Origin of the sequence: Stenotrophomonas sp. EMP41, from assembly GCF_047495535.1 — a bacterium.
In the GTDB taxonomy this organism is placed as follows: Bacteria; Pseudomonadota; Gammaproteobacteria; order Xanthomonadales; family Xanthomonadaceae; genus Stenotrophomonas; species Stenotrophomonas sepilia.
On the sequence record NZ_CP179923.1, the window covers coordinates 1,666,031 to 1,680,602 of the forward strand.

Genomic DNA, 14,572 nt, shown 5'->3' on the forward strand with positions numbered 1-14,572 from the left:
TTGCCGGCGCGTCAGCGTTCGACCTGGCCGCTCCAGGGATGACGCAAATGGCAACGTCGACGTTACCGTGAATTGCGTATTTCTGCAGAAGAGTCCAGAACTCTTGCAGACAACCAACGCACCCTCCGACCATCAGGTCGGTGCGCCGAGCGCTTCTCAGCAGGCCATCACCTGTTGCATCGCCAGGTGGATTCAGCGTCCCCCACCTTCGGGCGCTTTGAAGCCGGTGCTCAGCTCGATCCGCGGCCGGGGCAGGTCATGCAGCTGCATGAAGCGCGCCGCGTCGACCGGGCGGCCGAGCAGGTACCCCTGCAGGAAGTCGCAGCCCAGGCGCTCCAGGTAGGCGCGCTGCGCGGCGGTTTCCACGCCCTCGGCGACGATGTCCATGTCCAGTGCATGGCCCAGCGCCACGATCGCCGAGACGATCACCACGTCCTCCGCACTGTGTTCCAGGTCACGCACGAACGCGTGGTCGATCTTGATCTCCGTGGCCGGCAGCCGCTTCAGGTACAGCAGGCTGGAATAGCCGGTTCCGAAATCATCGATGGAGATGCCCACGCCCAGCGCCGACAGGGCCTGCAGCAGGCGAAGGCTGGCATCGGTATCGCGCATGACCGTGCTTTCGGTGATCTCCAGCACCAGGTGGCGCGGGGCAATGTCGTAGCGTTCGATCACTTCACGCACATCCTGCAGCAGGTGCGGCGAACTGAACTGCACCGGCGACAGGTTCACCGACATCGACCAGCCTTCATGCCCGGCGTCGCGCCAGCGCCGCAGCTGCTGGCAGGCCTGGTCCAGTGCCCAGCGACCGATCTCGTTGATCGCGCCGCTGCGTTCGGCCAGGCGGATGAAGCGGTCCGGTGGGATCAGCCCGTGCTCCGGGTGCTTCCAGCGGATCAGCGCTTCGGCACCGGCCACCTTCTGGGTGGCCACGCGGATCTTCGGCTGATAGTGCAGGAACAGCTGCTCGCTGCCGATCGCACGGCGCAGGTCGGCCAGCAGCCGGAACTGCTGCTCGGCACTGTCGTTCATCCAGTCGGCGAACAGCACGAAGGCGTTGCGTCCGGATTCCTTGGCCTGGTACATCGCCGCGTCGGCGAAGGCCATCAGCTGGCGCTCGCTGGCAGCGTGGTCGGGGCAGATGGCCACGCCGATGCTGGCAGTCACCTGCAGTTCGTTGTCCGGCAGCAGCGGGCCGCTGCCCACCGCCTGCAGGATGCGCCGGGCGAGGGTGGGCAGGTCCTCGTCGTGCTCGATGCGCACCACCAGCACGAATTCGTCGCCGCCCAGACGGGCCAGCATATCGTTGGGCCGGAGCAGCTGGCGGGTACGCTCGGCCACCGCCACCAGCAGTGCGTCGCCGGCCTGATGGCCGTAGGCATCGTTGACCTGCTTGAAGCCGTCCAGGTCCATGAACATCACCGCGAAGCGGCTGCCGCCCTGTTCGGCTTCGGCCAGCGCCTGCACGATACGCCGCTGCAGCAGCAGGCGGTTGGGCAGGCGGGTCAGCGGATCGTGCAGCGCGGCCTGAGTCAGTTCCTGCTGGGCATCGGTCAACGAGGTGCTCAGCATCGAGTTGCGCAGCCGCAGCAGCTGCGCCTCCACCCGCTGGTCCAGCCACGAGACCACCAGCACTACCGCCAGGATCGCAACCGTCAGCACCACCACCAGCATCGCCAGCCACCCGCTCTGCAGGCCATCACCCACCGCCGCGCCGCAGATGCTGCCTTCCGGGAAACGCGCGGCCGCCATGCCGGTGTAGTGCATGCCGACGATGGCCAGGCCAAGCAGGCCGGCGGCCGCCAACCGGTCACCGACGCGGGTGCGCTGCGCGCGCAGGCGGAAGGCCACGTACAGCGCGGTCCACGACGCGGCCACCGCCACCACCAGGGAGAGCAGCAGCCAGCCCGGGTCGTAGTCGATCCCGGGCTGCATGCGCATCGCCGCCATGCCGACGTAGTGCATGCCGGCAATGCCGGTGCCCATCAGCAGGGCACCGCCGGCCAATCGCGGATGGGGCAGGGTGCGCAGCGAGACCAGCCACAGTGCGAACACCGACGAGGCGATCGCCAGGGCCAGCGAGAGCAGGGTGATGGGAAGGTCGTAGCCCAGTGCAATGGGCAGATCGAAGGCCAGCATGCCGATGAAGTGCATCGACCAGATGCCCAGGCCCATGGCGAATCCGCCCCCCAGGCGCCACCACCAGGCGGCTGCCCTGCCCGGGGCGGTGACCGTGCGCCCGGCCATGGCCAGCGCCGTGTACGACGCCATCACGGCAACCACCAGCGAGATCGCCACCAGCCACGGGTTGTACGTGCCTACCAGCATTCGTCAGTCTCCCGGACCTGCCTGTCGACGGAAACCACGGTGGGGCATGCATGAGGCAGGCCGACGCGAACGGGCGTCCGCCAGGTGCGGCATCCCCCCGGTTGCCGCGCATTCACTCTAACGCGCAGACCGGGGGGGACTTCAAGCGGCAATCCGTGAAATTGCGCCCCTGTAGAGCCGAGATCCTATGTTCGGCTGCCACTCCTGCCGAAGGCAGCCGAGCATGGGCTCGGATCTACAGAAACAAATGCATGGCAAGTAGTAGAACGTGATGACCGGGTCAGCGTGTGACCGCGTCCGCGGCCTGGAAGGCGGCGTCGAACAGGCGCTGTACCGGCGGCCCCATTTCCCCGGCCAGCAGCGCCAGCAGAAACAGGCCCAGCAGCAGCGAAACCGGCAGGCCCAGCTGAATCGGGTTCAGCGCAGGGGCGGCACGCGCCAGTACACCGAAGGCCAGATTCACCGCCAACATCGCCACGGTCAGCGGAATGGCCAGGCTCAGCGCGCCGCGCAGCACAGTCAGCAGGAAGGTCGGGGCGATGCTGAAGAAGGCATGTGGATCTGGCAGCGGGGCGCCGATCGGCAGCGCGCGATAGCTGTCCACCAGCAGCGAGATCAACGCCAGGTGGCCGTTGGCGGTGAAGAAGAGCAGCCCGAACAGCAGGTAGAACCACTGTCCGATCACACCGGAGGTGCCACCGCGCAGCGGATCGCTCATCTGCGCGAAGGCCAGGCCGGTGCCTTGCGCGATCAGTTCGCCGGCCATCGCACCGGCTTCGAATACCAGCCGCAGCATGAAACCGATGGACACGCCGATGGCCAGTTCGCGCGCGATGGTCAGCACCGTAGCCGCGTCGAAGCCGGTCCAGTCCGGTACCGGGGGCAGCAGCGGCGCCAGTGCAATGGCCAGGGTGCCGGCCAGTACCACGCGCACCCGCGACGGCACCGCGCGGGTCCCGACCATGGGCATGGCCATGGCTACCGCGCCGATGCGCAGCATGGTCCACAGCACGGTACCGATCATGCCGAAGGCCTGCAGGCCGTCGGCCGCCATCTGTGTCGCGGCATCCATCGAAGCGCGTGTCCTAGCCGATCAGGTGCGGAATGCGCTGGAACAGCAGCGTGGTGAATTCAACCAGCTGGCCGATCAGCAGGCTGCCCAGCGCGAACAGCACTGCTGTCAGCGCTGCCGCCTTGGCGACGAAGGCGATCGTCGGTTCATTGAGCTGGGTCGCGGCCTGCACGACACCAACCACCACGCCCACCACCAGTACGGTGAGCAGCAGCGGGCCGGCCACCCACAGCACGGTGATCAGGCCGCCACGCAGTTCGGTCAAGGCAAGTTCGGGAGACATTCGGGTTCCACCTTCTTATATAGAGTCGAGCCATGCTCGACTGTCTTTCAATCGCGCCGGATCGCGTCACGCGGGATTGAAGCTGGCCGCCAACGTACCCACGGTCAGCACCCAGCCATCGACCAGCACGAACAGCAGGATCTTGAACGGTGCCGAGACCAGCATCGGCGACAGCATCATCATGCCCATCGACATCAGCACGCTGGCAACGACCAGGTCGATGATCACGAACGGGATGAAGATCAGGAATCCGATCTCGAAGGCGGTCTTCAGTTCACTGGTGACGAACGAAGCGACCAGCACCGGGAACGGGATCGCGTCGGGGCTGGCGTAGGTGCCATGCCCGGCGATGCCCGCAAAGGTCATCAGGTCGGTCTCGCGGATCTGCGCCAGCATGAACCCGCGCAGTGGCTGCGTGGTCAGCGTCCATGCGGTCTGGAAGTCGATGTCGCCGTTGAGGTAGGGCGCCATGCCCGCGCTCCACGCCTTGTCCCAGGTCGGCATCATCACCATCGCGGTCAGGAACAGGGCCAGGCCCAGCAGCACCTGGTTGGACGGCGTCTGACCGGTGCCCAGCGCCTGGCGCAGCAGGCCCAGCACGATGATGATGCGGGTGAACGAGGTCAGCACCAGCAGCATCGACGGGATCAGGGTGATCGCGGTCATCAGCAGCAGGGTCTGCAGCGGCAGGCTGACCGGCGCACCGCCGATCTTGCCGACGTTGACGTCCGGCAGAGGGGTGGCCGGAGCACCGGGTGCGGCGAACGCCAGCGCCGGCAACAGGCACAGGGCAAGCAACAGCAGCCACGGCATCAGGGTGGCGAGACGGGTACGGGTGACACGCATGTCAGGGGTCCTTGCGCAGCCGCTGCTGCAGCAGCTGGGCGAAATTCGGGAGATTCTTGAAGTCCGGCACGCGCACCGGCGCCGGTGGCGGAAGCGGTTCGGGCAGGGTGTGCAGGGTGTTGATGCCGCCGGCGGTGACGCCCAGCAGCAGCTGCTGGCCGTTGACCTCCACCACCACCACGCGTTCCTTGGCACCGACATTCAGGCTGGCCACCACCTTCATGCCTTCGGCCGGGCGGAAGCCGCTGCCAGGCATGCGCTTGAGCAGCCAGCCCAGGCCGATCACCAGTGCCAGCACCGCCAGCAGCGCCAGCACCGCACCGAACAGGCTGGGTGCGGCGGCCGCATGCTGGCCGACCTGCGGGCCGATCGGCGCGGCGGCCTTGCCGACCGCCAGCAGGGTGGAGGCCAGCAGGCTCAACGCAGTCTCCGGATACGCTCGCTGGGGCTGACCACGTCGGTCAGGCGCACGCCGAAGCGGTCATTGATCACCACCACTTCGCCGTGGGCGATCAGGGTGCCATTGACGAACACGTCCAGCGATTCGCCTGCACCGCGCTCCAGTTCCACCACCGACCCCTGGTTGAGCTGCAGCAGGTTGCGGATCGGCAGGCGGGCACGACCGACTTCCAGCGACAGGGTCACCGGCACATCGAGGATCACGTCCAGGTTCAGGTCCGGACCATCCGCCTCATCGGCCTGCAGGCTGCTGAACTGGGCCGGGGTCGGTTCGAGGGCGTCGATATCGTTCATTGCGGGTCTTCCTGGATGACGGGTACGCGCGGGCGGGTGCCCGGCGGATGGGTAGCGGTGATCTTCACGGCGTTCATGCCGTTGGCGATGCCGAACTCGCCGGTGAACACGGGGATGTTCTCCACGCACAGCGGCACCTGCGGGCTCAGCTCGATCGGCAGGATGTCGCCGACCCTCAGCCGGGTCAGGTCGCGCAGGGTCATGCGCTTGCTGGCCAGTACGCTGGACAGGGTGACTTCGGCGATGTTGAGCTGCTCGCGCAGGGTCTTGCCCCAGCTCTCGTCGCGGTCGTTGCGGTCGCTCTGGATGCCGGCGTCGAGCAGTTCGCGGATCGGTTCCAGCATCGAGTAGGGCAGGGTGACGTGGATGTCGCCGCCGCCACCGTCGAGCTCGACGTGCAGGCGGCACACCACCACGTACTCGCGCGGGGTCACGATGTTGGCGAAATGCGGGTTGATCTCCGAGTTGATGTACTCGAAGTCGACATCCATCACCGGTGCCCACGCTTCGCGCAGATCGGCGAAGGTCTGCTTCAACAGCAGGTGGATCACCCGCATTTCAGTAGCCGTGAACTCGCGGCCCTCGATGCGGGTGGGGTAGCGACCGTCGCCGCCGAAGAAATTGTCGACGATGGCGAACACCAGGGTCGGCTCGAACACGATCAGGCCGGTACCGCGCAGCGGCTTGAAGCGGATCAGGTTCAGGTTGGTCGGTACATACAGCGAGTGCATGTAGTCGTTGAACTTGATCAGCTCGATGCCGCGCACCGACAGTTCGGCCGAGCGGCGGATCAGGTTGAACAGGCCGATCCGCCACAGGCGCGCGAAGCGCTCGTGGACCATTTCCAGGGTCGGCATGCGACCTCGGATGATGCGGTCCTGGCTGGCGAAGTCGTACGAGCGCGCTTCGCCTGACGGGGGTTCCGCATCGGTCTCGACCGCGCCACTGTCCACGCCGTGGAGCAGGGCATCGATCTCGTCCTGGGACAGCAGATCATTCATCGGTGGGCCCTTACTGGGTCACGAAACTGGTGAACAGCAGATCGTCGGCGCCGTTGCTGCCGGTCTCGGCCTTGAGCACCTTCTGCACTTCGGCCAACGAGGCGGCCTGCAGCTTCTGCTTGCCGGCGACATCGGCGATCTGGTCCGGGCTGACCTGCGAGAACAGCATCAGCAGGCGCGCACGGATGGCCGGGGCGTGGGTCTTGATCGCTTCCAGCGCGGCCGGGTCGCGGGTCATCAGCTGAACCTCCAGCTGCAGGTAACGCGGGCCGTCGACCGGGCCATTGAGGTTGACCACGAAGGCCGGATCCAGCGCGAAGTACTGTGCCGGGGCTGGGGTCGCGCTCTTCTTCGGCGCCTGTGCGGTCTTCTCTTCGTGCTTGGACTGGGTGAAGAACCACACACCGCCACCGGCAGCAGCGGCGGCCAGTACGGCCACCAGCGCGGTGATCAGGATCGGACTACGCGGCTTGGCGGCCTTGTCCTTCTCGGCGGTCTTCTTGGTTTTGTCAGCGGCTGCGGCCACGGGGTGAAGCTCCTGAGGGTTGCTTCACCGGGATATGCAAGCGGTGTGCCGAAGGCCGGGCAGCGGGATGCGACGGAATTCCGTCGGGTACCTGTGCCGGTAGGTGCCGACCTTGGTCGGCACGGCTGTCAGGCGTAGGCGTCCAGCAGTCCGCGCTGGCGGATCAACTGCGCCGACGACACACTGGCCTCGCCCGGCGTCGGTTCTCCGTCGCCGATGATGCCGCTGCCACCGGGCTGGCCCGGCGCATTGCCGTCACCGCCCGGTGCCTGGTGGCCGACATCGGCGTGGGCCAGCTGGAAGCCCTGTTCGCCCAGCAGCTCGCGCAGGCGCGGCAGGCTGCTTTCCAGCGCTTGCCGAACGTCCACGTGCGGGCTGCTGAAACTGGCATGCACCTTGTCGCCGTTCAACTGCAGACGTACGTCGACCGGGCCCATGTCGTCCGGGCTCAGGCGGATGTGGGCGTGGCCGATCTTCTGGTCGGCCAGCCAGCCCAGCCGTGCGCCGATGGCCTGGTCGAAGCCATCGTCACCCAGCACGGGTTTCGGCGTCGGTTCGCCATTGAAGATCGCGTTGCCGGTGGCGAGTGCGGCCTTGAGGTCCTGCACGGCGGCCGCTGCCGGTGCGTGCAGCAACGGTGTACCTGCGCGGTCGCCAACGACGGCCACGTCACTGCCTTCGCCGCGCTCGCTGCGCTTGCCGGGCAGGATCATCTCCGGCAGTGGCAGCGCGGTGGCATCCTCCGGGCTGGTCGCAGCCGGTTTGCCGTCGGCCGCCACTGGGGCTGCGGTTGCCGCTGCCGGCGCGGCTGCAGGCAGTGTCGGGTTCGTGGCGGGGGCAGCAGCAGGCAGCGCGCTGTCGTCACTGGCCAGCGCCGGTGCAGCGGTGGTCGGCAGCGCAGCGGCCGGATCGGCAGGCATCGGCATCGCCAGCACCAGGCCGGCCAGGCCCGGCGGTGGCCACGGGGCGTCCTCGGTCGTGGCGGGCTTGTCCTTTTCGGTGCCGGGTCCAGCCGGGGTCACGGCAACGGGCGGCAGCGACGGCGTTTCAGCGGTTGCCGCTTCGGCGTCCGCGTTGCGTTCATCCGGTGCCTGGCCATTGCTGTCGGCGGTCGATGGTTGGCTCGGCGTGGATGGCATCGGTGTCGTGGCGCTGCCGGCTGGCGTGGGTGCAGACGGGGCGCCGCTCTGCAGCAGCTGGCTGAAGTCCTTTCCGCCTTCGCTGCGCGAGGCGCGTGCGGCACTGTTGCTGGTGGCGGGCGTGGCCGTGTTGGCGCTGCTGGCCAGCGGGGCGGGCATCACGAGCGGCCTCCCTGCTCGGCGCCGTCCTGGTCTTCGGCCTGCACCAGGCGTGCACGCCGTGCGCCAATGTCGTCCATCTCGCGCTGGTCGCGGCGGTCGGTCACCACCTTTTCCTGCGCCCGGTAGCTGGCGGCCAGCTGCTCCAGCACCGCCTTGTCACGGCTGGCCAGGATCAGGCGTGCGCGCTCGGCCTCCACTTTTTCGCGGTTGCCATTCACCGTGGCCTGCTGCTGCTCGACCGCGCTGTCCAGTCGATCGAGGAAGGCGCGGCGGTTGAGCAACTGTGCCGGGCTGGTCGCCGCCATCTGGGCATTGGCGTATTCCTCGGCATAGCGGCGCAGTTCGTCCAGTCGCGAGAGATGGGTGTCGAGCACGCGCTGGCGTTCGGCCAGGTCGCGGGCGACCGCGTCCTCGTGTTCCTGGGCCCGCTTGAGCAGGGGATCGATGCGCTTGGACTGGTTCATGGCTTAACTCTCTTGTTCCACCAGGCGCTGCAGCGCCGCCTGGCTGTGCGGGAGATCTGCGGCCTTGGCAACGTCCTGGCCGAGGAACTCCATGATTTCCGGCCAGCGTTCCAGGGCTTCGTCGGTGGCCGCGTCGTTGCCGCGCTGGTAAGCACCGATCGCGATCAGGTCCCGGTTGGCCGAGTAGGCCGAGACCAGTCGCTTCAACTTGCGGATGCGCAGGCGCCACGGTTCGTCCGCGATTTCCGTGACCACGCGGCTGACCGACGATTCGACGTCGATGGCCGGGTACAGCCCGCTGTCGGCCACGCGGCGCGAGAGCAGGATGTGGCCATCGAGGATCGCGCGCGCGGCGTCGGCGATCGGATCCTGCGGATCATCGCCTTCGGTCAGCACGGTGTAGAACGCGGTGATCGAGCCACGGCCCTTGGCGCCATTGCCGGCGCGTTCGACCAGTGCCGGCAGCTTGGCGAACACCGACGGCGGGTAGCCGCGGGTGGTCGGCGGTTCGCCGACCGACAGGCCGATCTCGCGCTGCGCCTGGGCGAAGCGGGTCAGCGAGTCCATCAGCAGCAGCACGTTCAGGCCCTGGTCGCGGAACCACTCGGCAATGGCGGTGGCGCGGTAGGCACCATGCAGTCGCGCCAGCGGCGGCCGGTCGGCGGGGCTGGCGACCACCACGGCGCGGCGCAGGCCTTCCTCGCCCAGCGTGGTCTCGACGAAATCGCGCACTTCGCGGCCGCGTTCACCGATCAGGCCGACCACGATCACGTCGGCGGCGGTGTAGCGGGTCATCATGCCCAGCAGCGTCGACTTGCCGACGCCGGAGCCGGCGAACAGGCCGACGCGCTGGCCGCGGCCGATCGGCAGCAGCGCGTTGATCGCGCGCACGCCCACGTCCAGCGGCTGGGTGATCGGTTCACGCGCCAGCGGATTGATCGACACGCCGGCCATGCCGACATGGCCTTCGGCGCGGATCGGGCCCTTGCCGTCCAGCGGCACGCCGTCGCTGTCGATGACGCGGCCGAGCAGGCCTTCGCCCACTTCCACGCCGCCCCGGCGCGCCGATGGCACCACCCGGGCGTTGGGCAGCAGGCCATGCAGTTCGGCGCTGGGCATCAGGTAGGTGCGTTCGCCGGCGAAGCCGACCACTTCGGCGTCGACCCAGCCGCCGTCGACCACTTCCACCTTGCAGCTGGCCCCCAGCGGCGCCTCGCAGCCGACCGCTTCCAGGGTCAGCCCGACCGCACGGCGCAGCACGCCCTCGCGGATCAGGCCACGACCATGCGCGGTGTCCACGCGCAGGCCATCCAGGCGCCGGGCCAGGCGCAGGTTGCGGGCCACGGCCCAGTCGGCCGGCGGCGGAGTGGTTTGCGGTCCAACGCTCATGCCGTCGCTCCGGTCTGGCGGATCACCGCATCCAGCGCACCGCGCAGGCGGGCTTCCAGGGTGCCGTCGATGCGCACGGCTTCGGCGTGCACGCGCAGGTCGCCACGGCTGAGGCTGGTATCCGGTACCAGGCGCTGCGCCGGTGACAGGTTCAGCAGCGGGGCAAGCGCGGCGATGTCATCCGGATGCAGCCGCACTTCCACCTCGCGGGTGCTGCCGCCCACGGCGTCGATCGCTTCGCCGACCAGCTGTGCCAGCAGTGCCGGCTCGGCTTCGTAGGCACGGCCGACCAGCGCGCCGGCGATGCGTACCGCCAGCTCGCCGAGGGCGCCGACCACTTCGTTCTCCAGCCGCACCAGCGGCCGGCTGAAGTTGTCCAGGATCCCTTCGATCTGCGCGGCGAGGCGACGTACTTCGGCCTGGCCCTGGCCGTAGCCGTCGGCATGGCCCTGTTCGAACCCTTCCTTCTCGGCGCTGTCCTGGATCGCCTGGATCTCTTCAAGGGTCGGCAGCTGCAGCGGCGGCTCCGGTTCGTGTTCCGGATCCGGCTCGGTGAGTTCGAACGCATCCTCCTGATCCGGCACCGGTTCGGGCTGGGCCAGCAGGTCCGGGGCAAGCCAGCGCACGACGTTGCTCACAGCATGGCCTCCGCGCTGCCACCGATGGTGACGGTGCCTTCATCGGCCATGCGCTTGACGATGGCCAGGATCTCACGTTGCGCGCCTTCCACGTCGGACAGGCGCACCGGACCGCGGGCCTCCATGTCTTCGAGCAGGATTTCGGCCGCGCGCTGCGACATGTTGCGGGTGATCTTGTCGCGCACCTTGATGTCGGCGCCGCGCAGGGCCAGGCCCAGGCGCTCGCCGCTCACCTCGCGCAGCACCAGCTGCATCTCGCGATCGTCCAGGTCGACCAGGTCGTCGAACACGAACATCAGGTCCTGGATGCGGTTGCTCAACGGCGCATCGATGCGCGCGATCTCGCCCAGGATCGCCTGGTCCTGGCCGCTGTCCATGAAGTTCAGGATGTTGGCCGCGCACTGCACGCCGCCGATGTTCGACGACTTCAGGTTCTGGTTGCCGGCGAACTGGCGCTCCATGATCTCGTTGAGTTCATTGAGCGCGTTCGGAGGAATACCGTCGAGGGTGGCGATGCGCAGCAGCACATCCACACGGGTGCGGTCCGGCAGCAGCTTCAGCGCGTCGGCGGCCTGGTCGGTTTCCAGGTGCGCCATCACGATGGCGATGATCTGCGGGTGCTCGTTGCGCACCAGGTCGGCCACCGCACGCGGGTCCATCCACTTCAGCGCGTCCAGGCCGGTGGTGTTGCGGCCGAGCAGGATGCGGTCGATCAGGTTGCCGGCCTTCTCGCTGCCCAGCGCCTGCACCAGCATGTTGCGGATGTAGTCGTCCGAGCCCACGCCCAGCGAGGTCTTCGAGCCCAGCTCCTGGCCGAACTGGTCCATCACCCGTTCCACCTGCTCGCGGGTGATGTCGGTCATGGTGGCCATGGCGATGCCGATCTTCTGCACCTCCTTGGGTTCCATGTGGCGCAGCACTTCGGCCGCATCCAGCTCACCCAGCGAAAGCAGCAGCACGGCCGCGCGCTGTACACCGGTCAGTTGTGCCTCAGTCATTGGCCACCCAGCCCTTGACCACCTGGGCCACGCGCTTGGAGTCGGTCTTCACGGCTTCACGCGCCATCCGCAGTCGTTCCTCATATGAATCCACCGGCAGTGCGAGCGCATCCGGTCCGCCCAGGCTTGCCCGGTCGGTGCCCAGCGCCGGCAGCGCAATGCCATCGTCATCGACCAACTGGACGTCCGCGGTATGCGGCTCCAGCGCCTGCTCGTCCGCCTTCCTGCTCTGGCCGGTGATCGCGCGCAGCGCCGGGCGCAGCACGCCGAACAGCAGCGCGAGCACCACCACCGCGCCAAGCAGCATGCGGCCGGCGTCGTGCACCCACGGCAGCTCCCACCAGGCCGGGCCTTGTTCAGGCGTGGTCTCTCGCACGAACGGGGCATTCATCACCGACACGGTGTCGCCACGCTCGGCGTTGAAGCCGACGGCCTGCTTGACCAGGGCCTCGACGCGGGTCAGTTCGGCGGCCGACAGCGGCTGCGGACTCATCTTGCCGTTGGCGCCGGCGCGCGGCACGTTGTCCACCAGCACCGCCACCGACACGCGCTTGATGCGGCCGGCCGGCTGGCGGGTGTGCTGCAGGGTGCGGTCCAGCTCGTAGTTGCGGGTGGCGTTCTTGCTGCTTTCGGTCGGGGTCTGCGCGGTGGCCGGCGCGGCCTGCTGGCCCGGCGGACTGTTGCTGGTCGCGCCCGGCACGCCCTGCGGACCCGGCGTGCTGGTGGTGTTCTCGCTCATCTGCTCGCTGCGCAGCTTCTGCGGTTCACCGTTGTAGAGCTCACGGGCTTCCTCGGTCACCGAGAAATCCATGTCCACGCTCACTTCCGGATTGACGCGGCCGGGGCCCGTCATCGGTTCCAGCAGCTCGCGGATGCGCTGGTTGAACGAAGTTTCCTGGCGGCGCACCTGCTCGAACTGCGCGGCGTTGACCGCCGCTTCGCTGTTCGGGTCGGTGATGCTGAGCATGCGCCCGCTCTGGTCGACCACGGTCACCCGTTCCGGCGCGAGGTCCGGAATGCTGGCCGCGACCATGTGCACGATGGCATCGACCTGGCTGCGTTCCAGCTGCTGGCCGCCCCGCAGTTCCAGGGTGACCGAGGCGCTGGCCACGTCACGCTGGCGGGTGAAGGCGCTGGGCTTGGGAATGGCCAGGTGCACGCGCGAATCGCGCACCGGGCGCAACGTGTTGATGGTGCGCGACAGTTCGGTTTCCAGCGCGTGCTGGTAGCGCGCGCTTTCGACGAACTGGCTGACGCCGAAGCCCGGGTCGCGTTCCATCAGCTCGAAGCCGAGCTTGCCACTGTCGGTCAGGCCGGAACCGGCCAGCTTCAGGCGGGCGTCGTGCAGGTTCTTTTCCGGCACGGTGATGCCACCGGTGGCCGGGTCGAGCGCGAACGGAATCTGCGCGGCGCGCAGCAGGTCGGTCGCTTCAGCGGTGGCCTTCTGGTCCAGGCCGGTGTACAGCGGGACCATGCCCGGCTTCTGTGACCAGAAGAACACGGACAGGCCTGCCGCCACCGCCACCGCGATCATCGCCATCAGGCCCAGCCGACGGGTGATCTGCAGACTCTGCAGGCGGTCGAACCATTGCCCGGCCTTCTCGGCGTTCAGGCTGTCCTTGGAGAGCGTCAGTGCCATGCGTCTCTATTCCTTACAGCGGCATGTTCATCACGTCCTGGTAAGCCTGGACGAGACGGTTGCGGACTTCCACGGTGGCGCGGAAGGCGATCTGGGACTGCTGCGAGGCGACCATCACCTTGGCCAGGTCGGCGCTGGGGTCGCCCATCTCGAAGGCCTTGGCGAGGGCGCCGGACTTCTGCTGCGCATCGTTGACGCCGGCAATCGCACCACGCAGGGTTTCGGTGAAGCTGGCCGGCTGCACCTGCGGCGCGTCCAGCACCGTGCCCGGCAGGGCGTTGCTGCGCGGCGTTTCGCCCAGCGGGTTGAGCGCCGGCTGTCCCATCTGGGTCTGATAGGAGCGGATCTGCGAAAGGATCGAAGTGACGGAGTGGGACATCTGCAACGGTTCCAGAAACAGGGATGGGGTTGTCTGCTGGAGCAGGTGCAAGTGCCGTGCCGAAACCGGTTTTCGATTCAGTGAAGTGAGGAGGTTGGATGTGCGTGCGGGGTTGCACCCCGCGCCCCGCGGTAGTGCCGGCCGCTGGCCGGCAACCTCAACGGCAACGCCAACGGCCAAAGCCGGAGCGGGAGCAACAGCAGAAGCGGGTCTACTGAGGGATGGCGGGGTGGGTCCGGTTACGGGGGGCGCCGTAAATCCGTCCATGGAGGCTCGGTCGCGCCATCCATGGCGCTCACGCCCCCGCAACCGGACCCACCCCGCCTTCGATAGACCTCGGCGATCTGTCAGGACGGCATCCTGCTCTGGTGGGTGTCGACCTTGGTCGACGCACTCTGGGCGGCACGGGGTCGGATCCCGTTGCAACGCAACGGGCTCTGACTCCATTGGCGGCGTCATTTAACCGGCGTCTAACCGGCGTCGGTTTTCTGGCCTACGGCTGCAGGGTCCAGCGGCCGGAATTCTGACGCTGGCGTGGGGCAATGGGGCCGTCGTGCTGGGTGTAGATGAAACGGCCCTGGCGGTCGCTCAGGCAGGTCAGCAGGAGGGTGTAGTGGGCGGAACCGGCCGGGTAGGCCTCGGTCATCTGGATTTCCGCGATATGCGGAGCCAGGCGCTGGTAGCGGTAGCTGCCGCCGATGCGGAGCGCGGTGCCGAGGATATCCAGCACGTATTGGCTGCCGGCGAAGCTGACCTGGACCATGCGCCCGGCGTTGGGGTTGTCGGATGCGTACAGCGGGTCGCTGAGGTTGATGAACTGGCGCTGGTCGAGCGTGGCGGGCAGGGTGCAGTTGGCCGCGGTGGCCAGGGACGGGCAGAGCAGGGTGGCGAGCAGGCAAGGCGATGCATGGTGGAACCTCCTTGGGGATGTCCTCGCCATGCTCCGCACTGCGAC

16 protein-coding genes are annotated in these 14,572 nt (G+C 67.9%); all 16 read right to left on the reverse strand.

The window, feature by feature from the left end:
• Nucleotides 1-192: 192 nt before the first annotated feature.
• Nucleotides 193-2,328, reverse strand: coding sequence for a putative bifunctional diguanylate cyclase/phosphodiesterase (locus ACMGRF_RS07570; protein WP_111096374.1), 2,136 nt, complete (start codon nucleotides 2,326-2,328; stop codon nucleotides 193-195).
• Nucleotides 2,329-2,608: 280 nt separating this feature from the next.
• Entirely contained in the window at nucleotides 2,609-3,400 is a 792-nt protein-coding gene (gene fliR / locus ACMGRF_RS07575; protein ID WP_049412889.1) for a flagellar biosynthetic protein FliR, read from the reverse strand.
• Nucleotides 3,401-3,413: 13 nt separating this feature from the next.
• On the reverse strand, nucleotides 3,414-3,683 hold the full coding sequence (locus ACMGRF_RS07580) for a flagellar biosynthetic protein FliQ (protein ID WP_414485779.1): 270 nt from the start codon (nucleotides 3,681-3,683) through the stop codon (nucleotides 3,414-3,416).
• Between the two features lie 66 nt (nucleotides 3,684-3,749).
• Nucleotides 3,750-4,529, reverse strand: coding sequence for a flagellar type III secretion system pore protein FliP (gene fliP / locus ACMGRF_RS07585; RefSeq protein ID WP_049412891.1), 780 nt, complete (start codon nucleotides 4,527-4,529; stop codon nucleotides 3,750-3,752).
• Between the two features lies 1 nt (nucleotide 4,530).
• Nucleotides 4,531-4,929, reverse strand: coding sequence for a flagellar biosynthetic protein FliO (gene fliO, locus ACMGRF_RS07590; RefSeq protein WP_180878818.1), 399 nt, complete (start codon nucleotides 4,927-4,929; stop codon nucleotides 4,531-4,533).
• A gap of 17 nt (nucleotides 4,930-4,946) precedes the next feature.
• On the reverse strand, nucleotides 4,947-5,282 hold the full coding sequence (gene fliN / locus ACMGRF_RS07595; protein ID WP_049438659.1) for a flagellar motor switch protein FliN: 336 nt from the start codon (nucleotides 5,280-5,282) through the stop codon (nucleotides 4,947-4,949).
• The gene (gene fliM / locus ACMGRF_RS07600) at nucleotides 5,279-6,283 is read right to left on the reverse strand and encodes a flagellar motor switch protein FliM (RefSeq protein WP_414485780.1); all 1,005 of its coding nucleotides are present in this window, start codon (nucleotides 6,281-6,283) and stop codon (nucleotides 5,279-5,281) included. Before fliM ends, fliN begins: the two co-directional genes overlap by 4 nt.
• A 10-nt stretch (nucleotides 6,284-6,293) precedes the next feature.
• A complete protein-coding gene (fliL, locus tag ACMGRF_RS07605; protein WP_005416435.1) occupies nucleotides 6,294-6,809 on the reverse strand; it encodes a flagellar basal body-associated protein FliL in 516 nt (171 codons plus the stop codon).
• A 128-nt stretch (nucleotides 6,810-6,937) separates the two neighbouring features.
• Entirely contained in the window at nucleotides 6,938-8,107 is a 1,170-nt protein-coding gene (locus tag ACMGRF_RS07610; RefSeq protein WP_111191038.1) for a flagellar hook-length control protein FliK, read from the reverse strand.
• On the reverse strand, nucleotides 8,107-8,574 hold the full coding sequence (fliJ, locus tag ACMGRF_RS07615; RefSeq protein WP_005416437.1) for a flagellar export protein FliJ: 468 nt from the start codon (nucleotides 8,572-8,574) through the stop codon (nucleotides 8,107-8,109). The genes ACMGRF_RS07610 and fliJ overlap by 1 nt, the downstream gene beginning before the upstream one ends.
• Before the next feature lie 3 nt (nucleotides 8,575-8,577).
• Nucleotides 8,578-9,963, reverse strand: coding sequence for a FliI/YscN family ATPase (locus tag ACMGRF_RS07620; protein ID WP_049412897.1), 1,386 nt, complete (start codon nucleotides 9,961-9,963; stop codon nucleotides 8,578-8,580).
• Nucleotides 9,960-10,601 (reverse strand): FliH/SctL family protein, encoded by a 642-nt coding sequence (locus ACMGRF_RS07625; RefSeq protein ID WP_049438661.1) that lies wholly within the window; start codon nucleotides 10,599-10,601, stop codon nucleotides 9,960-9,962. The genes ACMGRF_RS07620 and ACMGRF_RS07625 overlap by 4 nt, the downstream gene beginning before the upstream one ends.
• On the reverse strand, nucleotides 10,598-11,584 hold the full coding sequence (gene fliG, locus ACMGRF_RS07630; RefSeq protein WP_024958226.1) for a flagellar motor switch protein FliG: 987 nt from the start codon (nucleotides 11,582-11,584) through the stop codon (nucleotides 10,598-10,600). The genes ACMGRF_RS07625 and fliG overlap by 4 nt, the downstream gene beginning before the upstream one ends.
• Nucleotides 11,585-11,591: 7 nt before the next feature.
• Entirely contained in the window at nucleotides 11,592-13,238 is a 1,647-nt protein-coding gene (gene fliF, locus ACMGRF_RS07635; RefSeq protein WP_049412900.1) for a flagellar basal-body MS-ring/collar protein FliF, read from the reverse strand.
• Nucleotides 13,239-13,251: 13 nt separating this feature from the next.
• Nucleotides 13,252-13,617 carry a flagellar hook-basal body complex protein FliE gene (fliE, locus tag ACMGRF_RS07640; protein ID WP_014037113.1) on the reverse strand — a complete coding sequence of 122 codons (366 nt, stop codon included), beginning with the start codon at nucleotides 13,615-13,617 and terminating at the stop codon, nucleotides 13,252-13,254.
• 493 nt (nucleotides 13,618-14,110) lie between these two features.
• The gene (locus ACMGRF_RS07645; RefSeq protein ID WP_049439015.1) at nucleotides 14,111-14,557 is read right to left on the reverse strand and encodes a hypothetical protein; all 447 of its coding nucleotides are present in this window, start codon (nucleotides 14,555-14,557) and stop codon (nucleotides 14,111-14,113) included.
• Nucleotides 14,558-14,572 lie beyond the last annotated feature (15 nt).